The sequence below is a fragment of the Pseudomonas sp. MS15a(2019) genome, assembly GCF_013277805.1.
GTDB classification, from domain to species: Bacteria; Pseudomonadota; Gammaproteobacteria; order Pseudomonadales; family Pseudomonadaceae; genus Chryseomonas; species Chryseomonas benzopyrenica.
In genome coordinates, this window is record NZ_VBTN01000001.1 from 407,162 (window position 1) to 431,098 (window position 23,937).

Below are 23,937 nucleotides of genomic sequence, written 5' to 3' on the forward strand. Positions count from 1 at the left end.
GTGCCGTCCTTGGCATATGATTATTTTATTTAACAGCGTTGTAAGCAGCTTTGAAGTTGCGGTCATTTAACATTTGTTCCAGGGTTACATCTTTGCTGCCGTATTGTTGAGCGAGCTTATACGAGAGCATCGTCAGGCCGTCGGCTTCCACCAGAGTCACACCAAAACTCTTGAGAATGGGGGAGACATCCATACTGATAGTAGTGATGGTGACACGGCCATCAGAGCTAACAAGAAATGCATCCACCATTGGTGGCATCGCTTTAGCTTTTGTGATACCAGCTTGCTCCATCAGCTTCTTTGTTTTGGCGAGAGTCTCAGGATTGGATTTAAGCTCCAGACCTTGAGTAGGTTTGGTTACCTTTACCACATATTGAGCAGGTTTCATTTTCAGAATCTTCTCTTTGATACTCATTGTTCTTGTTCCTCTAGGTCTTTAAGCATCTGCTCATATTGCTGTATAGCTTTCTTCTGAGCATCGGCGTCTTTCTTAGCCCGTTGCGCTTGTAGCTTCTCTGCTTCTTTAACAGCATCCTCTGCCAGTAGATCAGCCTTTAGCTTTTGTTGTAGTGCCTTGGCATTTACTTCTACCGCTGCGACATAAGTATCTTGAATCATCTGTTCAATGAACTTCTTGTCTTCCGCTTGTAGACTCGCAGGCTTCAAGAAATTTATACCGTAGCTACCATGCCCAGAGCTTGTAGAGCGTTCAGTATCAAGCAGGGTATAGCCTTCAGAGGCAAGGTGTAGAACGCCCTGTGAAAAGGTGTTGAGAGTAGTAGCGTTTAGCTTTACTTTGCTATGAGTAAAGGCTGGGTTGCTATAGAGTGCAATCGCAGCATCCATCAACTGACGACACTCTTTGCTGTCATATTTGAAAGATTCAGTTTTTACGGGGAAGGTAAACTGGCTACGAAATGAATTAAGGGTTTGGTATGACATCGTTCTATTACTCCAATATTAAGTTTAGTTTTGTTCGGACAAAAACCGTCCATTATCTGAACTGGATTGTTCAAATTCGTTTAGATTAGGTTGGGGTGATATTTAGAAGGGAAGAAAGCTTTCTTCTTGTTGTTCTAAAGTTGCAGCGTTATCAGGCAGCGGAATGAGGTCTTTACCGCTCATCACATAGCGCTGTTTACTACTGTTATGAAGCACTTGTCCTGTCCGGCAATCCTCGATGTAAAACCCGTTATCTTCAAACCAATCAAAAAGCTGATCACTAATTTCGCGACCATTCCGATTCCATCGACTTAGCGGCATCGATGATAGGTCGATCTTGATATCTGAGACTTCTACTTTCGCTGGTGCTGCTGCGGTTTCAACCTCAGTTGACTCCCAGTCCTCATAACTGCTGCTCTCTGCTTCAATAGAAAATTGAATACCTTCGTAATCTTCACAAGGGATCGATTCGTTAACCCAGTCTTTGCCCGCAGCCTCGGACTCAACGAATACGTCAGGCTGAGTATTGATATTGCTTTCCTCTGATCGCTGCACTACGGGGCTTGCAGGGGCCTTCTGAGCGATGTTTTCACGCTGCACCAATATAAGGTCTTTGATAATTTTATAGCTGTTAGATTTATGACCGCCAACACGGATCTGATGAATTTCCAGATACCCAGCAATGCTCAGTTCTTTGAACAGTCGAATCACTGTCCGCTCGCTTACATCACAGGCGATAGCAATATCTGCCTGATTGTCAAAGTAGTCTTTATTGCTGTCTTTGAAGAACTTATAGCGGTCGAGCACGTAATGCCAAACTAGCTTCTGTTCTGCTGAGAACCGTTTAGCTTCACCTGTCTTTGGGTTTACCCAAGCAGTTGCAGATAGGATAGCTTTATAGGCAGGTAGGTAGGGGCAGAGTTCTTTTTCAGATTTGGCGAATAGTTGAGTCTTGTTCATTTGTGTCCTCATTGAGACGAAGTTGTTTGTATAATTTGTTGACTAGCTTATTGGCGCAATGACTAGGTGAATCGGTTTCGAATACTTCCATCAGCTTAATTAGTTGGGCTGTAGCTTTGGGGCTCAACCTTACTCTGATACTGTCATTCATCGTTTCTATTCCTCATTATCAAATCTAAAAGCCATGTGACACCAAGTCACCTGGGTATCTATTTCTCTATGGCTCTATCGAGCTTCAGCACAACAATAATGTATAAAGGCTTAAGAACCCCAATACCACAGCAGGCACGAAGCATGAGTGAGCACAGAAAGAATATTAAGATTAAAAAGAACGTCCTTTGCTTTTGGTCTTTCTCTGTATCAGGATCTGCGTGTGAAGGTCGGTAGACCGTAGCTAGGCAGTCCTGAACTTCTTAGTATTTAAAACATGACTTTTTTTCTCCTCTCTTTGGTATTCTTATATCTTTATTATTTAATCATTATTACTATAGTGACTTGGTGTCACATGGTTTCTGGACATGAAGTCACATGGCTACTGACCCCAAGTCACTTGGCTGTCATTCCTTTTCTTCTCTTTGTTTAAGCAATTCGAATCCTTTTGCTGGACCTTCTCCTGGTAAAGCTTTCTGTCTCCAGCGATGGAATGCTACGTGGCATTTGGAAGGGCAGAGTTTCTTACTACTCCTGCTGGTATACATTTCCGCCTTACACCAGCAGCACTGCTTGATAATGATCATTGTGTTTCCTATTTTTGTATTGTAAGAATAAGGATTGATAGGCAATAAAAACCCTCACTGTTAATGACAACCAGCAAGGGTGTATTTAGTAAAAAAGCACAGGGGACAAAGCACCGCACTGTGCAAGGCTGTTTTAACAGCGGAGGAGTATAGGTGTCAGTCTCTATGCTCTGTGGGAACACATGACTGACCACTCACACGGATTCATTATCCTGTAAAGCTGTATATCACTTGCTGAAAGAGCCTGGTAAGGGGCATGAGGACAAGCAATAGGAACATCTTCAAGATAAGCGAGCGGGATGAGTCAGAACATCCACGGGTTATTTACAACGGCAATAACCAAGCCTGATTAGCAGACACAGAAAAACACCCAATCAAGGATGTTCTATTAGTGGTGTCTATTCTTTAAGTATAAGGCAGGGAGGTCAATCTTGAATACTGCAAATAACTTAAATATCTGTAAGCATTTGGCTATATGTTAGAGGGCTTTGATTTTATCTCTTTCCCTTCACTCTATTATACTGCCAAAGTTGCTATTTTGCAACTAATAAAATGCATATCTAAAACCTGTCGGGCCGATAACTTTTCCCTTCCCTATAACATTATTATAACGTGGATTTTCTGTATTGTATATAGTTAGCTGCATAGCATAATGTTAGTGTTTATATAGCAACCCAGTAATAGCAAGGGTTGTAGCCGTTTGTCCTTACATATCAATCCGACAGACGGCAGTGTATTGTTGGTTGAAACCATTCTCCGCTAAAATAACTAATGTTAAGTATCCGATAGTCGGTATGCATAGATAGGGTAAATATCGTCGAGGGCGACCCGGCATCAAGCAAGCGAACGGGGTAGAGGAATAGAAAGCTATACTTTGTGGAAATATCGAGCCTAAGCCACCTGTAAGCCTCTTGGTGCAACGCTCAGGGGTAAGATGTAGCGCAGTAGCCAGAAACGAGAAAGCCCCATAAAGGGGCTTGTGGCTCGTTACTGGGCGAGTGTTAGAAAGATAGATTCAACGCTACCATTGCTCGGCTGACCTGGATAGGACTCCATTCACCACCCCGACTGGTCTTTACCTGAGTTTTATTCAAACAGTCTGCGATTGACTGGAGAGTGACCAGGCCCTTGTATAGGCAAGCTTGGATATGCGGTTCTACCGTCGCATGGAAAGCTGACACCCGGTTACTGATGGCCTCTTGAGCTTTCAACCGGCTGTCGGCAGTACGTCCGCGAACTAATTTGTCATTACGGTTAGCGACCTTCTCAGCTGCATCCGCATTACCTTCCTCGGCACGGGCCTTCAGGCGTGCCAGGGCATCTTTGGTACGTACAGAAATGAAGTCGCGCTCTTGTTCTGCGAGAGCCGCATAGATGTGAAGTTGGAATTTATCAGCAGCGGGCATGGTGGCAACCTTGAAGTCCACCACCTTCATCAGCTGAGCAATGTCTGCAACGTCACGGGACAAGCGATCAAGCTTCGCCACCACCAGCGTATAGCCTTCCTTCCGGCAAAGCTCCAGGGCTGCCCTAAGCCCTTTCCGGTCCAAGGGAGCAATCGTGCCTGACAGATGATCTTCGAAGGTCGCGACTACCTGCCAGTCTGCTGAAGCCTGGGCAATACGGATGTATTCCTTTTGAGCTTCTAGGCCCAGTCCACTCTTGCCTTGAGCTTTGGTGCTTACGCGATAGTAGGCCACGACGTTCATTTTACATTCCTTGGATACTGCCATAGGTCCAATTTAACAAACCTTGGACGAACGACGAAGGAATGAAATGTAAGCGTTTGTAGATCGGTTGGTGGTGCTCAGAGGAGGTGGTGCGCCTTTGCCAGCGCTTTCTCCAGTGCTGCAACACACGCTTTCTCATCCGCGTACGACTCGAAGCGGTGGTGTAGGTCGGCTTTGGATTTCGCCAAGCGCTCCTTCCTCTCAGCCAGCTCCTTCTCCAGCAGGCCAATCCCTTTACCGCTTTGATCGCAAGCTTTCGCTGCATTGCTCATACGTCACTCCTGAATGCTTATCTAGGCGCGCGTAATCAGACATCTGTTCAAGCACCGGTTCGCACGACATTGGCAGATGAATTGTAAATTTTGATAAGCGACGGCAGCGGGCGCCAACGGCGTGTAAAGCGTCTGCAGAAAACGTGATGCCAGCGCTTAGCAAACAAGGGGGAGGGGAACGATAACCGGGCCACAGACGTGCTACAAGGTGCATGGTTACTGGAAGCGCATCTGGTAGATACCTACAGCACTGTATGTTTATCTGGGGTTATTACTCGTTTTTTGATCAGTTATTGAAGTCGAAGGACAGCAAGCCAATTGCTTGAGCTTTCTGCTGAAGGCTCGGACCCTTGCTATAGATGTCGAAGCTGATGTGCCCGAACTCATGGCCGAGGATCGCTGGGATAGTGAGAGCGTCCGCCCCGGCTTGGTGAAGCTCAGTGGCAGTTGTCTTTCTAACGCTATGGAACACGTAGCCCTCATCAAACCCTTCCGCGACTTTCAGACGACCGAAACGCTTACTGAGCATGTCCAGACGGTTACCGTATTTGTTATTCCCACCAGCGAATAGGTAGCCATCGGGACCAGCATCACTCACGAGCTTTTCGTACAGAGGCACTAGGTTGGGGTGGATCGGTACGGTACGGACTCCAGCTTTGGTCTTGGCCTGCTGCACCTCGAACGCTACAGGCACCTCTCCTTCGTAGATCGTATGCTCTGCCTTGAGACGTCCCATCTCCTCAAGTCTGCAACCAGTGAACGCCGCCATTTGAATCAGATCGGCTAGCGCCTGGTCACCCTTGTCTATCGCCGCTCGGTGTAGTCGCTCGATCTCAACCTTGGAGAAAGCGTTGTAGCTTTCGCCTTGAGCAGCCTTGTTGCGCGGTAGCTCATGCCCTTCAAAGGGACAGGGCAGAGCTGCATACCGCTTCCTGAAGTCTTGGTCGTAGCGTACCGCCCAAGTCCAGAATTTCTTGCCGGACCACAGGTACTGCCTACGGGTTTTGGCTGAGTCGCTGATGTCTTTCAGGAATTCGTGGATCGTATCGAATTCAAGCGGCAGGCCTTTCTCAGTCAGGTAGCTACTGATTCGCCTGACACGAGACACGAGCTGATCAACCGTCTTCGCATTGTCGGACTGGGTAAGAAGGTGATCCTTGAACCTGTCGAGCTTCGCAGTGCCAATGGGACTCTTGGGCTTGTAGCTCTCAGGAGTCGAGAGGATTTCATTTGCTTCCTCTCTCTCATCAGAAGACAGACTGTAGGCGTCGGCTACGATTGAGGCCACCACAGGCTGCCAAGCTTCTTGAAGGGTATTCAGGTAATCGACGTCTGACACCTCCTGATTCTTCATGCCTTTGAGAACGTTCAAGAGGTTCATGAAAGCGTCGGGATCGGCGTGCTCAGCCAGCAGCATTAGGCGCTGGTGCATCTTCTCTTCAGAGAAAGCTGACTCGTTAGGGGGAAGGGGTTTGCGTCTGGCCGCGTGGACAAAGTAGGTGTCCATACCAGCGTTGACGTCTTTGGAGAATTCAGCGACTTGCTCTCGCCACTTCTCTGATTGACCTGTTTTTACCTGACGGACGTCCTGAATCTGACTCTTCCACTGAGCTAGCACTGCCAACCTCAAGCGCATGGCCTCAGCTCTGCTACCAGTCTTCAGGCTCTTGCTCAGAATCTTCCGATTGCCGAAAGCGGTCTGTACGTCTTCTGGTAGGTCTAGGCGAACGTGGTAGGTGCCGCCTTTCAAAACGAGGTTGTCTGCCATGGGTAGGACTCAGGATTCTATCCAGCTATTCTACCCAAAAATTCTACCCAATCTGTAGCGGAAGCCCAGTAACCACGGTAGTTAAAGGGATTTCGGCATTGATTTGTAGAGTCCCTATCTCTCCGCCATATCCAGAAGCCCCGAGCGTGCCAGGCACCTCGGGGTTTTTTATTGCCTGACGTTTGGCTAGCGAGCCTTGCCCCTGACCTGGTTCGCAAGGCAGCAGCTTGGCTCCGCCGCTGCACCAACCAGGCGTTGGCCGGAGAATTCCTGCAGGCGCTGGTAACGGTCCAGCCAGAAGCCCAGTTCCAAGACCAGGGTCTTGCGCTCCAGCGGAGAGAGCGCGGCTGGCCCCTGGCGGATGACCTTCTCGGCATGGTCGATGGCGGCCCGTTGCTCAGGCGTACGGGCAGGGCAGTTTCTGATGGCGTAATGAAGCGCTTCGTTGAAGTCGCTATCCAGACCAGACATAAAAAGTCCTTGAGTCGATAAGGGATTCTTCGAGTAGCTTTGCCTTTATCACTATCGAAAGGACGAGCGCTCTGGAGCGCCTCTTCAACTGCTCGTCGGCAACGCGGTCTGGCGTCGGCAGCATGACGTCAGGACCTGCCAAGTCCTTGTTAACGCGAGCCTTTGAATCGGTCCAGGCGCCGATGTTGGCTGAATACTAGTCCGCTGCAGAGAACTTGAGCAGGCCACATCGAGTTGCCTGATAGGCGGTACGAAAAGCTGTACCTGTCTTGTATCCGGCTCTGGAGTGGGGTTTTGCCGTGATCTGGAACAGCTGATCCGGCAAGTGCCGCCGCTTGCATCTTGTATGGAAATTGGACGAAGCCGCGACTTTTTCGGCAGCCAAGCGCAATGGCGTCGACGAAACTGCGCGCCGTCGAGCGGTAGTGCCCGGCGCCTGGGAATGGCTGGACGCCTCAGGCAAATGGAGCGATGCTGAAAACGTACGCTACAGCGCGTGCGATCCCAAGGGGCGAGCGGCAAACGGCAGACCTTGGAAGGTGACTTCGGCGCATAACAATAAAAGAGGAGTCGAGCGATGTTCTACAAGGTCAGCGTGTATTCACGGCCTGAAGATCGTGGGCTGCTGGTGTGGCGGTGGAAGAAGCAGTTTCTCGGTGAGTGGGTGGAGTCGCGTCAGGAGTTCGAAGACTGCGATCACTGCGTTCATCATGCCCTGCAGGATGCCAAGGGGCAGAGCGTTCACCTCGAAACCGATCGCTGCACCCTCTATCGTTACCGCTTCGAAAGCATGCTTCACCAGTATGGGAGTTGCTATTGCCTGAGCGGCGGGCGCTCGGCCGAAGCGGTACTGGATCTGATCGCCCAGATCGAAGAACGCCACAACGTCATCGTGCTGCGCGATGGCCAACCGTTCTTCGCCCATTACCGGGCGGATCTGCAGGCGGAAGGCACGCTGGCACCGGAGCTCTGGCAGGGGGTGGAATGGCGTGGGCTGGACGGGCGCTTCGAGTACGTGCGCAATCGCCATTCGCCCTGGTCGCGGTAGCTACGCCAGCTACCGGCCGAGTCAGAAGGGCAGCAACTCCTGGCGCATGATGCTGATGTCGGCAGGGGCCTGAATGCCCACCTGCACGCGATCGCCCTGAACCTTGAGAATGCGGATATTGATGCCGCCGTTGAACAGCAGATCCAGCACCTGCTCTTCATCGGCTCCCGGTTTCAGGGATAGATTGATGATTTCGTCGGTGCGACGGGTCAAGACCAGATAAGACATGAGCATCCCTGCCCTGATTTCAGGGCGGCGATGATAACCAGTTCCGCCTCCGGTGAGAATCAGTAGGCAGATTGTTGGGTTCCGCCGGCTATCTGGCGCGCTGTACGGAGCGACACCGACGCCCCAGTTGCCAGCGCCGTCCAACGAACCCCAGAGCGCCTGCGAGGATCACCAGCAGGTTGATGGCATTGGTCGGACCGCTGCCGTGATAACCCGCGAGCAAGGCGACCAGGGTGGTCAGCGCCCAGACGGAAATGGCGGCGGCGACGGCAGCAGCCATTTCGTTGAAGTCGGAGTGCCCCGCCGGTTTCGGGCAGGGGTGCGGATCGCTTTCGTAGTCTTCTGGCATGGGAAGCTCCGGCTGCTGTTCTTGTTGGAGAGTATCGCCGTGAGTCTTATCGACTGCTGATGAACAGTCTGGATGGGATCGATAGCGCGATCAGCGATTTTTTCCGCCGAACGGACGAGAGGTAGCGGCTAGAGCCCCGGATGGTCAGCGCAAGTGGCCCTGGCGCCGTTTCGTCTCCGGACAGCTCGTCTGACGGCGGACAACTGCCGCGGACAGGCCCGGTCACTGCAGTGTTCGACGTGACTAGCCTGGAGACCACCATGAGCGACGACAAGATCACTCTCACGACCCGCCAGGGTCATCCGGTACGGGACAACCAAAGCCTGCGCAGCGTGGGCGAGCGGGGCCCCGCCACGCTGGAAAACTACCAGTTCATCGAGAAGATCACCCATTTCGATCGGGAGCGGGTGCCCGAGCGGGTGGTGCATGCCCGGGGCACCGCCGCCCATGGCTGGTTCGAGGCCTATGGCACCATCGGCGACGAGCCCGCCAGCCGCTATACCTGCGCCAAGGTGCTGACCAAAACCGGGGTGAAGACGCCAGTCTTTCTGAGATTTTCCACCGTCATCGGGGCCAAGGAGTCGCCCGAGACCGCGCGCGATCCGCGGGGCTTCGCGATCAAGTTCTATACCGAGGACGGCAACTGGGATCTGGTGGGCAACAACCTGAAGGTGTTCTTCATTCGCGACGCCATCAAGTTTCCCGACATGATCCATGCTTTCAAGCCCGACCCCATCACCAATCGCCAGGAGCCCTGGCGCTTCTACGATTTCGTCCAGCATCACCCGGAAGCCCTGCACATGGTGACCTGGGTGAAGAGCCCCTGGGGCATCCCGGCGGACTATCGGCACATGCAGGGGTCCAGCGTGAACACCTACAAGCTGGTCAACGACCAGGGCGTGGCGGTGCTATGCAAGTTTTCCTTCGAGCCCAAGCAGGGCATCAGGAATCTCACCAGCGAGCAGGCAGCCGAGATCCAGAAGTACGACGTGGGCCACGCCAGTCGGGATCTCTACGATGCCATCGAGCGCGGCGATCATCCCGAGTGGGAGATGTGCGTGCAGATCATGACGGACGAGGCACACGACGAATTGCCCTTCGATCCCCTGGACGACACCAAGCGCTGGCCGGAGGACCAATTTCCCCTGCTGCCGGTGGGCCGGCTCGTGCTGGATCGCAATCCCTCGAACGTCTTCGCCGAAACCGAGCAGGCCGCCTTCGGCACGGGGGTGCTGGTGGAGGGCATCGACTTTTCCGACGACAAGATGCTGCAAGGGCGGACCCTGTCCTATTCCGATACCCAGCGCTATCGGGTCGGCGCCAACTATCTGCAATTGCCGATCAATGCCCCCAAATGCCCCTACGCCACCAATCAGCGCGATGGTCAGATGGCGCTGCAGGTGGATCGCAGCGGGAGCAATCCCCACGTCAATTACGAGCCCAGCTCCCAGGGTGGCCTGCGCGAGGCGCCGCGGCCGCAGCACGAGTATCGTCAGTGGATCGAGGGCCATCTGGGGCGCTATCAATCTCGCAAGACGGCTGCCGATTACCAGCAGACCGGCGCGCGCTATCGCAGCTTCGAAGATTGGGAACGGGACGATCTCATCGCCAATCTGGTTGCCGACATGCAGGCCTGTCCCGAAGACATCCAGCTGCGGATGGTCTGGCACTTCTGGCATTGCGACCCGGACTATGGCACCCAGGTGGCCCAGGGCGCCGGCATCGACCTGGAAAGGGCCAAGGCGCTACCGAATCTGCCGGGCCATCCTGCGCCCAACGAGGACGTAGCGGAAGCCACCTACCAGGGTGGGGAACGGGAAAGCCGTTGAGGGGGCGCCATCGCCTGCGGCTGAAACCGAGGCGGCCCGGCGGACAGGCGCCGCCGGGGTCCGGCCCGCTCAATTCAGCGTTCTATCGCTTTCTAACCGCGCCCAGCAGCGGTCGAAGTCGGCCTGCCAGTCCGGCAGGGCGCTTGGCAGGACCGCCTCGACCTTGCTGCAGTCGAGACAGGAGTAAAGCGGTCGCGTCGCCGGCGTGGGGTAATGTTCGGTCGTGGTGGGATAGAGACGCGCGCGCAGCTCGCCGCGTTGATCCAGGCGTTCGGCAATGGCGGCGGCGAAGCCGTACCAGGAGGTCTGACCCGCATTGGTCAGGTGATAGAGGCCACCGACGTCGTCGTGCGTCAGCAGTCGTTCGACCAGTTGGCGAGTGGCCGTGGCGATGGTAGGGGCCCAGGTGGGGGCGCCGAGCTGATCCTCCACCACATGCAATTCGTCGCGCTCGGCCAGCAGTTGGCGCATGGTGTTGAAGAAGCATTGGCCGTCATGGGAGTAGACCCAGGAGGTGCGCAACACCAGGGCGCGACCCCCTGCCGCCAGCACCCCTTGCTCGCCCGCCAGCTTGGAGCGGCCATAGACACTGAGAGGCGCTGGGATGCAGCTCTCGGTGTAAGGCTGGCGGCGTCTGCCATCGAAGACATAGTCGGATGAGTAGTGCACGAAAGGGATATCCCGTTCGCGCGCCAGCTCGGCCAGAATCTGCGGCGCCCGGGCATTGATGGCCTCGGCACGCTCGACGTCTTCTTCGGCCTGATCCACCGCGGTATAGGCGGCGGCGTTGAGAATGAGGTCGGGTGCCAGCTGGTCGAAGGCCGCGCGCAGTTGCTCAGTCTGGGCGAGGTCGAGGTCCGTCTGACCCAGTACGGTCAATTGATGGGTGCTGCCGAACTCGCGCTGCAAGGCGCGCGAAACTTGGCCGGAACGGCCAGTGATCACAATATTCATGAAAGCATGCCTGAACGTCTTCAGCGGAAGACGTACGTCCTGTCGGTCGATTCCTGAAAAGCCCTGGGCTTTTCCCACACGAGTCAACGTCTGCCGCGCGAGGCGACAAAACGAGGATTCCGGTCATCTTTCCTGGGAAAGATGGCAGCCGCTGGCTATGGCGGAGTGGGCATCGACAGGATGGACAGGATGGTCATGCTGGGACTCGAAAAGGGTACGCGGCTAGGACTGCCGTCTGTCGGCAGAGTTCAGCGGGGTACCATGGACAGTGGCAGCAGCTTGCCAAGCTGGAGTCCTGACGTCGAGGCAGTCAACAGCGCGGTATGGAGAACCTGTTCAAGTTCGCGGATGTTTCCCGGCCAGGGATAGGCGATCAACGCAGCCTGGTCCTGGGTCGTCAGCTCAGGCGCCCTGCGGTCGAGGCGGTCTGCGTGCTGCTGGAGGAAATACCGGGCCAGCGGTAGCAGATCGGCCGGGCGCTCGCGGAGTGGCGGGACGGCCACCAGACCTGGCGCAAGCAGCGCCCAGAGGCGAGCAGAGAAGTTACCCGCCTGAACCGCCTGTGCCAGGTCGACGCTGGAGCCGGCGATCAGGCGGACATCCACGGCTGTGCGTAAGCTACTGCCCAGGCGCAGGATGCTCCCGTCCAGCAGGACCTCCACCAGCTCTTCCTGCAACGCGCCAGGCAGGTCGGCGATTTCGTCGAGATAGAGGCTGCCCTCGTGAGCGGTGCCGAACCAGCCCAGGCGGCTGCCAGAGGTGCCGGCATAGGCCCGGGGGACATAGCCAAACAATTCGGCAGCGCCATGTCGGCGACTGAGCGAGGCGCAATTCAGGCTGCTGAACAGGCCGCTTCGGCCGCTGCGTTCGTGCAACCGACGCGCCAGTAGCTCGCGCCCGGTTCCCCATTCGCCTGACAGTACGACAGGGCCTGGCAAGGGTGCCCACTCGTCCAGTTGTTCGAGCAGCTGTCGGGAGCGGGGATCGGCGAAAGCCAGTGCCTTGGCGCGGATGGTCAGGGTACTTTGCTGATCCGCAGGGACGATCAGCAGATCGGACGAGAGCGTAGGCATGGTGAGGTCGTAGGCAGTCAAAGCATCATCCTACGTGGTAGTTGTTATGCCAAAAAATAAGCTTTAGATGTGCCTTTAGCTCGTTTGGTTATCTATACGGATCGGGTATGAATTGATCGCAGCCCTGGGAGTCCGGGTAGTGACCTGAAGGTCTGCTGAAGACCGGCAATTGCCTCTTCCAACAAGGCTGCATTGCGTGACCGCTGCCACTATCGCTAGGGTGGAGCCACGGGCCTATTCCTGTTGCCCCTGAAGAAGAGGAATCGAGGTCAGATGGCTTCCCTGCGTGCTCCCTGTCCACCTGGTGTCTGCACCTGCGAGCGTGACGCCATTCTGGCGGACCCCGCCGGTGATGCCCGAGCGCTGTTGCTCAATCGCCAGGAAGAGCAGCGGCTACTGGAACGGCTGGAAAACATCGCCAGCGTAGCTGAGCTGGAGCGACTGCAGCAGCGCCTGCAGGAACAGCTTGGCATCCGCCTGGAGATCGGGCCGGGACCCGGAGAGGTACGCAGCGCCCGTGGCATGCTGATCGAATTGCAGCCGCGACCGGGACTGTGCCGCAAGCTCCATCAGTCGATACCGGCGGCGGTGCGCCGTGGTCTTAACCAGCGTCCGGAAGTCCTCTTCGCGCTGCTCAATGCCAACGATCTGCTGCGCGACGCCTGAGCGCGCTCAGGCAGGGGCCTTGAAGCGAATCCAGGTGGGGGCGTGGTCGCTGGTCTTTTCCAGGCCGCGTACCCAGCGATGCACGCCCGCTTCCTGCAAGGAATCCTGCAGTGCCGGACTCAGCAACAGATGATCGATGCGCAGGCCGGCGTTGCGCTGCCAGCGTTGGCGAAAATAGTCCCAGTAGGTGTAGATCGCCTCGTCCGGATGGCAGGCCCGGAGGGCATCCAGCCAGCCTTGACGCAATAGGCGTTCGAAACAGGCACGGCTCTCGGGTTGCAGCAGGGCGTCCTTGTGCCAGGACTTCGGATCGTAGATGTCATGGTCGGTCGGCACCACGTTGTAGTCCCCGGCCAGCACTACCGGATGACCACTCTCCAACAGACTCTGAGCGTGGTCGATGAAGCGCTCGAACCAGGCCAGTTTGTAGTCGAATTTAGGACCAGGCCAGGGGTTGCCGTTGGGCAGATAGAGGCTGGCGACGACCACGCCCTTGACCGCCGCTTCCAGATAGCGGCGTTGCGGATCGTCGGCCAGTCCCGGCAGGCCGCGCCGAATCTCCAGGGGCTGGTCGCCCCGCGCCAGGATAGCGACCCCATTCCAGGACGGCTGTCCATCCCATAGCGCACCGTAGCCCGCCGCTTCCAGCTCCGCCTGGGGAAAGTCGGCGGACTTGGCCTTCAGTTCCTGCAGGCAGACGATGTCGGGCTGCTCCCGCTCCAGCCACTGCAAGAGGATGGGCAGCCGAGCGCGGATGCCATTGACGTTATAGGTGGCAAGGGTGAGGGCGGTCATGGGTCGCTCCTGAGTCGGTTATAGCCATGACCCGGGGTTGATGTAGCCAGTTCCTCTTGCACCATTATGTGATCAGCTTCGCATTAATTTGTGACTTACTTTTTTTGGCACCTTAGGGAACTTTTTGGCGGTTGTTCCAATATGGCGGAAGTAAATTTGACGGCGGGCGGGAGTGTGATGCTGGGAAAACAGAGGTGAATGGATTCACTCGTCTGATTCGATGAGCGGAAATTTTAAAAAATTTAATAAAAACAAAGGCTTTTATTATTCTGCCGTGATGTCTAAATAGTGGCCATCATAATTGCTGATGAAGTTGGCATGTGGCTTGTATAGGTCAACCTGCCTGGAGGCAACGTCGTGCCAAATTTCCTGCGCGCGACTCTTCTCTCACTTCATATCGGCCAGTGTTCAGGGAGCGCGCTGTCGATTTAGCGCAGTTGGTGATGATGAATCCATCCTTCCTGAAGTTTTCCCGCAGGGCAGCCCGGGTGCTGCCCTTCGTTGCCGCCCTGACCCTGGCTGCCGGTGCCAAGGCCGATCAGGTCAATCTGGTGGGCCTCAATCTGTCCGGTGCCGGTTTCGCCGGACAGGTACTACCGGGTGTCAACGGTACCCACTACATCTTTCCCGTCGAAGCCTACTTCAAGCAGTGGAGCGGCAAGGGCATCAAGCTGATTCGCTTCCCGATCATCTGGGAGCGCCTGCAACCCGTGCTGGGCGGTCCGTTGGACCCGACCTATGCGGCGCTGGTGGACCAGACCTTCGCCAATGCGCAGAAGTACGGCATGCGCATCATCCTCGATCTGCACAATTACACCTTCTATCGCGGATCGGTGATCGGCAGCGCGGCGGTTCCCTACGACCGCTATCAGGAGATCATGACCCGGATCGCGCAGCGCTGGAGCAGCCAATCCTCGCTCTATGCCTACGACATCATGAACGAGCCCCACGACTCCATGGCCCAGTGGCCGATCGCCGCCCAGTACGGCATCAACGGGGTCCGTGCGGTCGACAAGACCAAGCCCATCATGATCGAGGGCAATGGCTGGTCGGAGGCGACCCGCTGGCCGCTGTGGAACGACTCCCTGCTGGCGCTCAAGGATCCGTCCGATAACCTGATCTTCCAGGCGCATTCCTATTTCGACGAGAGCGCCGGCGGCAACTACACCGGGATTGATGTCGGCAAGCTGAGCCAGGATTACGGCGTGGAGCGTGTTCGGCCGTTCGTCGAGTGGCTGAAGAAGAACAGGAAGAAGGGCATGATCGGTGAGTTCGGCGTGCCGGATAACGATCCCCGTTGGCTGCCGTTGATGGACCGGATGCTGGCCTATCTCAAGCAGAACTGCATTCCCGCCACCTACTGGGCCGCCGGCCCGGGCTGGGGCAACTATTTCCTGTCGGTGGAGCCGATCAATGGCGTCGACCGGCCGCAGTGGCCGACCCTGCGCAAGTACATCGATGACAGCAGCTGCACCGCCATCGGTCCCTTCGCCAGCAGTACCGGCAGCACCCCGGCCAGCGGCACCGGGGCCACGGGTGGCGGCACTGGTGCCACCGGCGGCAGCGGTGGCTCCACCAGCGGCAATACCGGCTCGAACAGCGGTGGCAGCTCGGGCACCGGCGCCTCCGCGGGCACCGGCAACACCGGCGGCTCGACCACGACCGGGGTAACCACCTCGATCAACGATTTCACCAACGAGGACTGGCTGCACGGCGTCTATCGCAAGGCGGCCGGCTTCTCCATTCCGGCGTCGGCGGCCAACGTGGGCGCCTTCAAGGTGGGCGCGCAGATCACGCCGGCCGATGGCAAGAGCTACAAGGTGACCTATGCCCAGGTCGTCGGCAGCAACATGAGTGTCTTCATCGAGAGTCCGCAGCTCGATGGCAATGCCTACGGCTATCCCAAGACCCTGAAGACCGGGACCACCACCTCCGGCACGTCGACGACGGTGCCCGGGACCACGACGGGCTCGACGGGCAGCACCGGCAGTACCGGCAGTACCGGCAGCGCCAGTTCGGGCAGCAGTTCGGGCGGTGCGGCGCCGGCCGTGACGACGCCAGTGGCCGAGGTGAAGCCTGCGACCGGCAGCGGCAGCACGGGCTCCTCGGGTGCCACTACGCCCGCCACCGGTTCGACGGCCACACCCACGGCATCGACCGGCACGCCCGCCAACAGCGCCAAGCTCAATCTGGTGGGGCTGAATTTCTCGGGTGCCGCCTTTGCACCTCAGACGCTGCCCGGGGTTCTCAACGTCAACTACATCATGCCGGGCGAGGCCAACTTCCAGCAGTGGAGCGCCAAGGGCGTGCGGCTGATCCGCTTCCCGGTGATCTGGGAGCGCTTGCAGACCCGCTTCTTCGGTAGCCTGGAAGGGGCCTACACCCAGCAGGTCACCCAGGTGCTGGAGCTGGCCAAGAAATACAACATGAAGGTGATCCTGGCCCTGGACAACGGCGGCCGCTACAAGGGCACCCTGATCGGCACCGGTACCGTCACCAACTTCAACTACTGGGATCTGATGTACCGCCTGGCCTACCAGTGGGGCAACCATGCCGCGCTCTATGGCTATGACATCATGGGCAAGCCCAATGGCGCCGACAGCAGCTGGCCGGTGACGGCCCAGTCCGGCATCGACGGCGTCCGCACCATGGACCGCACCCACCCGGTGATCGTCCAGGGCAATGCCTGGGGTAGCGCGGCCAACTGGCCCGGGGTGAGCAATGCCTTGCTCAATCTGAAGGATCCGGCCAACAACATCGTCTACGCGGCCAACGTCTACCTCGACGAGGACGGCAGTGGCACCTATGCCACCCAGAATCCGAGCACCGTCGATCCGCAGATCGGGGTCAATCGGGTCAAGCCCTTCGTCGAATGGCTCAAGCGCAACGGCAAGCGGGGCATGATTGCCGAGTTCGGCGTACCCGCAGGCGACAGCCGCTGGCTGACCGCCACCGACAATATGCTGGCCTATCTGCAGCAGAACTGCATGCCGCTGACCTACTGGGCGGCCGGTCCGGGCTGGGGCGCTTCCGCGCTGGCGGTGGAGCCGGTCAATGGCGTGGAGCGGCCGCAGTGGCCGACCCTGAAGAAATACGTCGACGCCAGCAACAGCTGCACGGCGGTAGGCCCGCGCTAGTTTTCGCTGCGGCTGTCCTGAAGGCGGCGAACCTCCCGGGGTTCGTCGCCTTTTTTCTTGACCGCTCGGTAAGGAAAGACCCGGCTTTCATGCCTGGCCAGGACGCATTCGCGAGACGAAACGGCTCTGTGGCGGCGGTTTGAGGGACGACGAACGGCTATAGCTTGACTTGTCAGGGCACGGTTAGAGTCCATTTGACACCCCAAGCACAAGGAGTAGGTGCCATGACGCAAACCACCCAGGAGCGGCTGCAGACTCTCGAAGAGCAGATCCGCAGTCATCGACAGGACCTTGCCCGGAGCCGGCAGAGCTTTCAGGAGCAATTCGTCATCTACACCCGCCAGTTCGCCCGGCTGAGCGTGCTCGAAGCCCAGCTCGAGCTGGTGCGCCGCAATACCAAGACGCCGAGCTAGAGTCGGCCAGCCCTCAATCGTCTCGCGTCAGGACTTCTAGCAATTCGATTTCAAAGGTCAGGTTGGCATGTGGCTTGATCAGCGCACCAACCTGGCGTTCACCATAGGCGAGGGCGGCCGGCACCTCCAGGCGCCGCTTGCCGCCGACCCGCATGCCCATCAGGCCCTGATCCCAGCCCTTGATCACCCGGCCAGTGCCGATGACGCACTGGAAGGGCCGTCCCTTGGCGCGGGAGGAATCGAACAGGGTGCCGTCGTCCAGCCAGCCCTCGTAGTGGGTGGTGATCAGGGCGCCCTTGACCACCGCCTTGCCGTCGCCTACCACCAGATCCTCGATCCGCAATTCGTCACTCATCGCCATGCTCCAGGCAAAAGCCGGATTCTAGCCTGGGCGCGGCGTCCTGGCGGGGCGACTCACTCCGGTACGTCACCGAACAGGCCGGCCTGGTAGTCGCGGATCGCCTGACGGATCTCCTCGGCGCTGTTCATGACGAAGGGGCCGTGGGCGACGATGGGTTCGGCAAAGGGTGCCGCATGCCCATAGAGCAGTACCGCACCGTCGCGACTGGCGACTTCGACCTGGTCGCCATCATCGGCGAATTCGAACAGCTGCCACGGCGCTTCGTCCTGGCCGGCGATCTGCACGGTGCCGCGCACGCCATAGCAGAACACCGAGTTGCCGGCCGGGGCGGGCAGGGCGACGCGGCCACCCGGGGCGATCTCGACGGTCATCAGGGTGATGGGGGTCGGGGTGGCCACGGCACCCTGGATACCCTCATGGCTACCCGATGCCAGGTGCAGGCGTACCCGGCCGCTATCGACCTCGATCAGGGGCAGGTCCGCGGCGGAAACGCCGTGGTAGGCCGGCGGGGTGAACTTGAGGCGGGCGGGGAGATTGACCCACAGCTGGAGGATCTCCAGGTCGCCGCCGTCGCGCTTGAAGGCGGCGGGCGAGAGTTCGGCATGCACCAGGCCGCTGCCCGCGGTCATCCACTGGATGCCCCCGGCTTCGATGACGCTCTCATGGCCGCCGCTATCACGATGGGCCAGCGAACCGGAGAGGATGAAGGTCACCGTCTCGAAGCCGCGATGGGGATGAGGACCAAAGGGCAGACCGGCATTGTGCGGCGGATAGACCTGGGGACCGTGGTGATTGAGGAACAGGAAGGGGTCCAGATGCGGCAGGCCGGGGCCGGGTAGCGGCCGCCGGGTCTGGAGGTCGCCGATGTCGTCACGCCGGGCGGGATGGCGGTGCAGCAGGGTACGGGCGGTCATGCGGAGGCCTCGCGGAACAAAACCCCAGTGTAAGGCGCCCCGTGGCCTGTCGGTACCCCGCCGGGTACGCCCCCCCTTCAGATGGAGAAGCGGACCTCGCGTTCCGGCCGAGGCGCGAGCGGTCGGCGGTGATTGACCACCAGTTCGCCGATACGGATCAGGTGGGCACGGGTGACGTTGCGGCTCAGCCCCAGCAGGCGGGCGGTGTGGACCTGGTTGCGATGGCAGAAGCGGTAGGCGGCGCGGACCAGGGCATCTTCGACGCGCTCGTGCAGGGCCTCCGGTTGCTCTTCGAACAACTGGGCGAAGGCGTTGGTCAGGAGGCTGTCCACCGGCGCCGCCTCAGTCGGGCGCGGCGCCGCCGGGACCAGGCTGGGACGCTGGACGAACGACAGGTCACCGGCATCCAGCAGGCCCTGGGGCTTGAGCAGCAGGGCGTGCTGCAGGGTGTTTTCCAGTTCGCGGATATTGCCCGGCCAGGGGTGCTCCAGCAGACGTCGCTCCGCCGCCGGGGTCAGGGCGACCGGCGCCTGGGCATAGGCGTGGAGGAAGTGGCGGGCCAGCGGCAGGATATCGCCCTGGCGCTGGCGCAGCGGCAACAGCGGCAGGCTGACCACATTGAGGCGGTACCAGAGGTCTTCGCGAAAGGTGCCTTCGGCCACCGCCCGCTCCAGCGGGACGTTGGTGGCGGCGATGATCCGCACGTTCAGCGGCACGCTGCGGCGAGAGCCGAGTCGCACCACCTCGCGCTCCTGCAGGACGCGCAGCAGCTTTACCTGCACCGACAGCGGCAGGTCGCCGATCTCGTCGAGAAACAGGGTGCCGCCGTTGGCCTCCTCGAACCAGCCGGCGCGCGCGGCCAGGGCGCCGGTGAAGGCGCCCTTTTCATGACCGAACAACTCCGCCTCGACCAGGCTCTCGGCGAAGGCGCCGCAGTTGACGGCGACGAAGGGGCCGGCATGGCGGTGACTGAGCGCATGGATATGCCGGGCGATCAGTTCCTTGCCGGTACCGGTTTCGCCGATCACCAGCACACTGGCGTCGCTCGGGGCGATCTTTTCCAGGTGGGCGAGCAGGTCGCGCGACTTGGGATCGGCGAACACCTGGGCCGTTGCCCGGTAGCGGGGCACCTCGGGTGTGCGCGTCAGGGTCAGCAGGGTCATCGCGGGCTCCTCAGGAGTAGAAACTGGGGGTGGGCAGGGTGTCGTTGAGGGCCCAGTCGCCCAGCTCGTGCAGCTTGTAATCGACCGGATCGTGCAGGGTCTGGGTGCGCAGGTTGCGCCAGTAGCGATCCAGGCGCAGGGCACCGGCGGTGGCGCGGGCCCCGCCGACCTCGAACAGGCGGCTGGCGATATCGAGGCCGTGACGACTGGCGGCGACCTTGGCCGTGGCGATGGCGATGGCCAGTTCGCCCCGTGCCGCGGCGGTCAGTGCCGGGCCCTGCTGCCAGGCCTGGGCGAAGGCGCCGTTGGCGCGCTCCACCAGCAGCCGGCTGCTTTCCAGGGCCACCCAGAATTCTCCGTAGTGGCGCAGGATGTAGGGGTCTTCGCTGGCGCTGGCGGCGGGGGACTTGAACCAGGGACGTGCCAGGGTGGTGGTGTAGCGGCGCGCCTCGGCGAAGGCGCCTTCGGCCAGGCCGAGAAAGATGTTGGCGAAGATCAGCTGGGCCAGCAGCGGGCGCAGGCAGGCGAAGGGGGTGCTCAGCGGGCCGGGGTCGAGCAGCCATTCCTGGTGTTCGACCCGTACCCCGTCGAAGCGCGCGCTGCCGCTGTCGGTCTGGCGCTGGCCGTTGTTGTCCCAGTCGTCGAACAGCTGGATGCCGGTACGGCCGGTGGGTACCACGGCGATCAGCAGGCGTCCGCTGTCATCGTTTTCCAGCGCGGAAAGCAGCAACAGATCCGAATCCAGGGCGCCACTGCAAAAACTCTTCTGGCCATCCACCCGCCAGGCATCGCCGCTGCGGCGGGCGAGGGTACGGCGATCCAGGGGATTGAGGGCATTGCCCCAGAACAGGCCATCGCGCGCGGTGCCCTCCAGCCAGGGTCGCCACTGCGCAGGCTGACCGAACAGCTGGGCGGTGGCCAGCAGCAGGTGATGGAAACCGAAGACGTGGGCCAGCGAGCTGTCGACCCGGGCCAGTCGCCGCACCGCCTCCAGCGTCTGATCCCAGGAGGCGCCGAGGCCGCCCAGTTCCGTGGGAATGCTCAGGGCCAGGAGGCCGCTCTGGCGCAGGGCATTGCGCTCGGCCTTGGGCGTGCCGCCCTGACGATCGCGTTCCGCCGCGGTGGCGGCGAAGCGCTCCAGCAGGGGAGTGAGGGGGTCCAGCAGGGAATCGGACATGGAAGACTCTTGCGGTGGAGAGAGCAGACAGGCGTTAGAACGTAATGCCGGCCAAACCCTGAGTTGAAATATTTTTTTGTTATTAGTTAATGGCCCGCCGCCATCCATCTTTCATTCCGGACGTCTGGTCATTGTCCTGCTGTCGGCATTAAAGGCCTGACTAATCCCGGTCGATACAGCGGTAACTTAATCTCCCAAGCAGGGGCGTGTCATGTTCAACAAAGGCCTAAAACAAGAACTGCAGCGCCTCCGCGAGCAGGTGGACTCCTTCAAGCGGCTGAAGGCCGAGCTCGACGTGGAAATGCTGGGCTTGGAATTGGATGGCCGCGGGTGTATCTCCGCGGTGAACGCCAACTTCGAAAAGGAGATGGGCGTGCGCGCTGCGGATTTGCTGGGACGCCCCCTGGCGGAGCTCATTCCGGCGCACGTCCGCAACCAGGAATACAGCCGCCGACTGCAGCAGGCCCTGAGCCGCGGTGAGCCCTACAGCGGTGCCCTGCATCTTTTGCGTGGCGACGGTCAGGAAGCCTGGTTGCGCGGCATCCTGCACCCCTTCCATGACAGCCAGGGCCAGGTGACGCGCTTCCGACTGTTCTGCAACAACCTGACGCGAACCATCGAGACCTCGCGCGAGCACGAAAGCCTGCTCAAGGCGCTGCGCCGTTCCACGGCGGTCATCGAGTTCAACCTCCAGGGCGAGGTGCTCGATGCCAACGACAGATTCCTGCAGGCCATGGGTTATTCCCTGGCGCAGATCAAGGGCAAGCACCACCGGCTGTTCTGCGAGCCGGCCGAGGCCAATTCCGAGGCCTACGAGCAATTCTGGGCGCGCCTGCGTCGCGGCGAATTCGTCGTGGATCGCTTCAAGCGCCTGGATGCCCAGGGCCGCGATGTCTGGCTGGAAGCCTCCTACAACCCGGTGATCGATGCCCATGACCGGCTGTACAAGGTGGTCAAGTTCGCCACCGTGATCACCGATCAGGTCCAGCAGGAACAGGCGGTGTCCGAAGCCGCCAGCGTGGCCTTCGAGACTTCCCGGCATACCGATGACACCGCCCGTAAAGGCGCGGCAGTGGCGCAGCAGACGGTGGACGTCATGCGTGCCCTGGCTACCCAGATGCAGGAGGCGGTGAAGGGCATCGAGGCGCTGGATAACCAGTCCCAGGTGATCGGCACCATTATCAAGACCATCAGCGGCATCGCCGAGCAGACCAACCTGCTGGCACTCAACGCGGCCATCGAAGCGGCCCGGGCCGGCGAGCAGGGCCGCGGCTTCGCCGTGGTGGCCGACGAGGTCAGGCAACTGGCCTCGCGCACCAGCAAGGCGACCGAGGAGATCGTCGGGGTGGTGCAGCAGAACCAGCAACTGGCCGGCGAAGCGGTGACAGTGATCGAGAATGGCCGGCGCCAGGCCGAGCAGGGTCTGGAACTGGCCGGGCAGGCCGGGCAGGTGATCGTGGAGATCCAGGACGGCGCCCAGCGGGTGGTTGGGGCCGTGGGACGCTTCGCCCGCCAGCTGTCGAACTGATCCAGCACGCTGAATGCACAACGGCAACCTTGGGGTTGCCGTTGTGCATTCAGGTGGTCACTCGACGTCAGCCCTGCTTGCTGCCGCCGCCGATCTGCCAGACGAAGGGCGGTTCGCTGCCCTCGATCTCCCAGACGCCGACGATGCGCTCCTTGTAGATCAGCGGATTGTGCGAGGCGGCGGTGCGGGCGTTGCGCCAATGGCGATCGAGTCCCTTGCGGGTGCTGGTGGCCGAGGCGCCCAGGGCATTGAACAGATCGCTGGTGGCGCGCAGCACCAGCTCGGCGACCGCCGATTGCGCCTGGGCCGATTCCAGTTCCGCCGCCACGTTGGCGTCGTGCTCGGCGGCGGCATCCCCGGCATAGCGGGCCTCGAAGGCGGCCTGGGCCGCAACGGCGGCTGCCAGGGTCGCCGCCTCGGCGGCATAGACGAAGGCCGAGGCCTTGCCGACCACCTGTTGCACCTGAGGGTCGGCACTGGCCGCGCTGGCATTGCCGTGGCTGTATACCCGGGTACGACCGCGCACTTCACCGGCGAATTCGCGCACGGCCGCCTGGCCGCTGCCGGTGATCACCGCCAGCAGCACCAACTGGTAGAAGGCGGTCTGGTACTTGAAGCGGGTAGCGAAGTCGATGAGGTTGTCGGGTTCCACGACGACATCCTCGAACACCGAGGTGCCGCTGGCCGTGGTGCGCTGGCCGAAGCCGTCCCAGTCGTCGGACTGACGCACGCCCGGTTGGTCGGTGCGAATGGCGGCGATGACGTCCCCGCCGGTGTCGTCACGCTGGGCGTAGACGTCGATCCAGTCGGCGAACAGGCTGCCGGTGCTGTAGTACTTGGTGCCGTTGAGACGCCACTCGCCGTCCTTACGGCTGACCCGGGTGATGACCTCGCCAAGCTTGACCGTGCCGATCTCTGTCCAGGCGTTGCCCACCAGGTCGCCGGCGACAAAGCGCTCGAACCAGACCTGCTGGGAGGTGCTGGCATGGGCGTTGAGGCGGTCCTCGACAAAGGCGAAGTGGCCGCGCAGGGCCTGGGGCAAATTGCTGTCGGCAGCCGCCAGCTCGATCAGCAGTTGGACCAGTTGCGGCAGGCTGGCGCCGGCGCCACCGAATGCCACGGGCACCCGCACGGCACCGAGGCCGGCCTCCTTGAGCCAGGCGATGGGGGCATAGGGCAGGTTGCGGTTGCGTTCGCGCTCCAGGGCACCCTCGGCGATGCGGGTAAAGATCGGGCGGAAGCGGGCAGCCAGTTGTTCGTAGTCCGGGCTTTCCGTGCGGGCAGGCGGCAGGTGGCTAATGGGCAGATTCATGGTGGTCCTCGGCGGATGTAGGGGCGACGCCAGAGGCTTTGCAAGAGCGTTGCCAGGGCGAAAAAGCCCGCGTTCTCGGCGTTTGCCGGGCCTGGCCTGCCTGGCCGGCA

23 protein-coding genes are annotated in these 23,937 nt (G+C 59.6%); 6 read left to right on the forward strand and 17 right to left on the reverse strand.

Translation table 11 applies throughout. The features are described from left to right. Positions 1 to 25: 25 nt before the first annotated feature. From FEZ61_RS02010 to FEZ61_RS02040, 7 genes are all read right to left on the reverse strand, one after another. Positions 26 to 415: a hypothetical protein gene (locus tag FEZ61_RS02010; protein WP_173146941.1), complete on the reverse strand. Its 390-nt coding sequence runs from the start codon at positions 413 to 415 to the stop codon at positions 26 to 28. Continuing rightward, a complete protein-coding gene (locus tag FEZ61_RS02015; RefSeq protein WP_173146943.1) occupies positions 412 to 942 on the reverse strand; it encodes a hypothetical protein in 531 nt (176 codons plus the stop codon). Before FEZ61_RS02015 ends, FEZ61_RS02010 begins: the two co-directional genes overlap by 4 nt. Positions 943 to 1,044: 102 nt before the next feature. Continuing rightward, the gene (locus tag FEZ61_RS02020) at positions 1,045 to 1,902 is read right to left on the reverse strand and encodes a hypothetical protein (RefSeq protein ID WP_173146945.1); all 858 of its coding nucleotides are present in this window, start codon (positions 1,900 to 1,902) and stop codon (positions 1,045 to 1,047) included. 1,738 nt (positions 1,903 to 3,640) lie between these two features. Beyond that, complete coding sequence (locus FEZ61_RS02025; RefSeq protein WP_173146947.1) at positions 3,641 to 4,348, reverse strand: recombinase family protein; 708 nt, start codon at positions 4,346 to 4,348, stop codon at positions 3,641 to 3,643. A 98-nt stretch (positions 4,349 to 4,446) separates the two neighbouring features. Then, positions 4,447 to 4,641 (reverse strand): hypothetical protein, encoded by a 195-nt coding sequence (locus tag FEZ61_RS02030; RefSeq protein WP_173146949.1) that lies wholly within the window; start codon positions 4,639 to 4,641, stop codon positions 4,447 to 4,449. 286 nt (positions 4,642 to 4,927) lie between these two features. Continuing rightward, entirely contained in the window at positions 4,928 to 6,409 is a 1,482-nt protein-coding gene (locus FEZ61_RS02035) for a DUF6538 domain-containing protein (RefSeq protein WP_173146951.1), read from the reverse strand. Positions 6,410 to 6,595: 186 nt separating this feature from the next. Continuing rightward, positions 6,596 to 6,880: a hypothetical protein gene (locus FEZ61_RS02040; protein ID WP_173146953.1), complete on the reverse strand. Its 285-nt coding sequence runs from the start codon at positions 6,878 to 6,880 to the stop codon at positions 6,596 to 6,598. A gap of 577 nt (positions 6,881 to 7,457) precedes the next feature. On the opposite strand from FEZ61_RS02040, the gene FEZ61_RS02045 reads away from it, so the two are divergent. Continuing rightward, entirely contained in the window at positions 7,458 to 7,928 is a 471-nt protein-coding gene (locus FEZ61_RS02045) for a hypothetical protein (protein ID WP_173146955.1), read from the forward strand. Positions 7,929 to 7,949: 21 nt separating this feature from the next. On the opposite strand, the gene FEZ61_RS02050 is transcribed toward FEZ61_RS02045, so the two are convergent. Both FEZ61_RS02050 and FEZ61_RS02055 read right to left on the reverse strand, forming a co-directional pair. Beyond that, entirely contained in the window at positions 7,950 to 8,156 is a 207-nt protein-coding gene (locus tag FEZ61_RS02050) for a carbon storage regulator (RefSeq protein WP_068384886.1), read from the reverse strand. An 88-nt stretch (positions 8,157 to 8,244) separates the two neighbouring features. Beyond that, positions 8,245 to 8,505: a hypothetical protein gene (locus tag FEZ61_RS02055; protein ID WP_017640336.1), complete on the reverse strand. Its 261-nt coding sequence runs from the start codon at positions 8,503 to 8,505 to the stop codon at positions 8,245 to 8,247. Between the two features lie 260 nt (positions 8,506 to 8,765). Between FEZ61_RS02055 and FEZ61_RS02060 the strand changes: the two genes are divergently transcribed. Then, a complete protein-coding gene (locus FEZ61_RS02060; RefSeq protein ID WP_173146957.1) occupies positions 8,766 to 10,334 on the forward strand; it encodes a catalase in 1,569 nt (522 codons plus the stop codon). Between the two features lie 69 nt (positions 10,335 to 10,403). On the opposite strand, the gene rfbD is transcribed toward FEZ61_RS02060, so the two are convergent. Both rfbD and FEZ61_RS02070 read right to left on the reverse strand, forming a co-directional pair. Beyond that, positions 10,404 to 11,288, reverse strand: coding sequence for a dTDP-4-dehydrorhamnose reductase (gene rfbD / locus FEZ61_RS02065; RefSeq protein ID WP_173146959.1), 885 nt, complete (start codon positions 11,286 to 11,288; stop codon positions 10,404 to 10,406). Between the two features lie 248 nt (positions 11,289 to 11,536). Further along, positions 11,537 to 12,382: a sigma 54-interacting transcriptional regulator gene (locus FEZ61_RS02070; protein ID WP_173146961.1), complete on the reverse strand. Its 846-nt coding sequence runs from the start codon at positions 12,380 to 12,382 to the stop codon at positions 11,537 to 11,539. 252 nt (positions 12,383 to 12,634) lie between these two features. On the opposite strand from FEZ61_RS02070, the gene FEZ61_RS02075 reads away from it, so the two are divergent. Beyond that, entirely contained in the window at positions 12,635 to 13,027 is a 393-nt protein-coding gene (locus tag FEZ61_RS02075) for a hypothetical protein (protein ID WP_017640340.1), read from the forward strand. A 6-nt stretch (positions 13,028 to 13,033) separates the two neighbouring features. On the opposite strand, the gene xth is transcribed toward FEZ61_RS02075, so the two are convergent. Continuing rightward, complete coding sequence (gene xth, locus FEZ61_RS02080) at positions 13,034 to 13,822, reverse strand: exodeoxyribonuclease III (RefSeq protein WP_173146963.1); 789 nt, start codon at positions 13,820 to 13,822, stop codon at positions 13,034 to 13,036. A 443-nt stretch (positions 13,823 to 14,265) separates the two neighbouring features. Here xth and FEZ61_RS02085 point away from each other — a divergent pair, with 443 nt between their 5' ends. Then, entirely contained in the window at positions 14,266 to 16,959 is a 2,694-nt protein-coding gene (locus tag FEZ61_RS02085) for a cellulase family glycosylhydrolase (protein WP_173146965.1), read from the forward strand. A 224-nt stretch (positions 16,960 to 17,183) separates the two neighbouring features. Further along, positions 17,184 to 17,372, forward strand: coding sequence for a hypothetical protein (locus FEZ61_RS02090; protein ID WP_064307195.1), 189 nt, complete (start codon positions 17,184 to 17,186; stop codon positions 17,370 to 17,372). A 13-nt stretch (positions 17,373 to 17,385) separates the two neighbouring features. Here FEZ61_RS02090 and FEZ61_RS02095 read toward each other — a convergent pair whose 3' ends face one another. From FEZ61_RS02095 to FEZ61_RS02110, 4 genes are all read right to left on the reverse strand, one after another. Next, complete coding sequence (locus tag FEZ61_RS02095; RefSeq protein ID WP_007162786.1) at positions 17,386 to 17,727, reverse strand: FKBP-type peptidyl-prolyl cis-trans isomerase; 342 nt, start codon at positions 17,725 to 17,727, stop codon at positions 17,386 to 17,388. 59 nt (positions 17,728 to 17,786) lie between these two features. Further along, on the reverse strand, positions 17,787 to 18,647 hold the full coding sequence (locus FEZ61_RS02100) for a pirin family protein (protein ID WP_173146967.1): 861 nt from the start codon (positions 18,645 to 18,647) through the stop codon (positions 17,787 to 17,789). Between the two features lie 77 nt (positions 18,648 to 18,724). Next, positions 18,725 to 19,810, reverse strand: coding sequence for a sigma-54 dependent transcriptional regulator (locus FEZ61_RS02105; RefSeq protein ID WP_173146969.1), 1,086 nt, complete (start codon positions 19,808 to 19,810; stop codon positions 18,725 to 18,727). A gap of 10 nt (positions 19,811 to 19,820) precedes the next feature. Next, the gene (locus tag FEZ61_RS02110) at positions 19,821 to 20,987 is read right to left on the reverse strand and encodes an acyl-CoA dehydrogenase family protein (protein WP_173146971.1); all 1,167 of its coding nucleotides are present in this window, start codon (positions 20,985 to 20,987) and stop codon (positions 19,821 to 19,823) included. A 211-nt stretch (positions 20,988 to 21,198) separates the two neighbouring features. Between FEZ61_RS02110 and FEZ61_RS02115 the strand changes: the two genes are divergently transcribed. Next, the gene (locus FEZ61_RS02115; RefSeq protein ID WP_173146973.1) at positions 21,199 to 22,515 is read left to right on the forward strand and encodes a PAS domain-containing methyl-accepting chemotaxis protein; all 1,317 of its coding nucleotides are present in this window, start codon (positions 21,199 to 21,201) and stop codon (positions 22,513 to 22,515) included. Positions 22,516 to 22,582: 67 nt separating this feature from the next. Here FEZ61_RS02115 and FEZ61_RS02120 read toward each other — a convergent pair whose 3' ends face one another. Beyond that, positions 22,583 to 23,827, reverse strand: a complete 1,245-nt coding sequence (locus FEZ61_RS02120) for an acyl-CoA dehydrogenase family protein (RefSeq protein ID WP_173146975.1) — start codon at positions 23,825 to 23,827, stop codon at positions 22,583 to 22,585. Between the last annotated feature and the right edge of the window lie 110 nt (positions 23,828 to 23,937).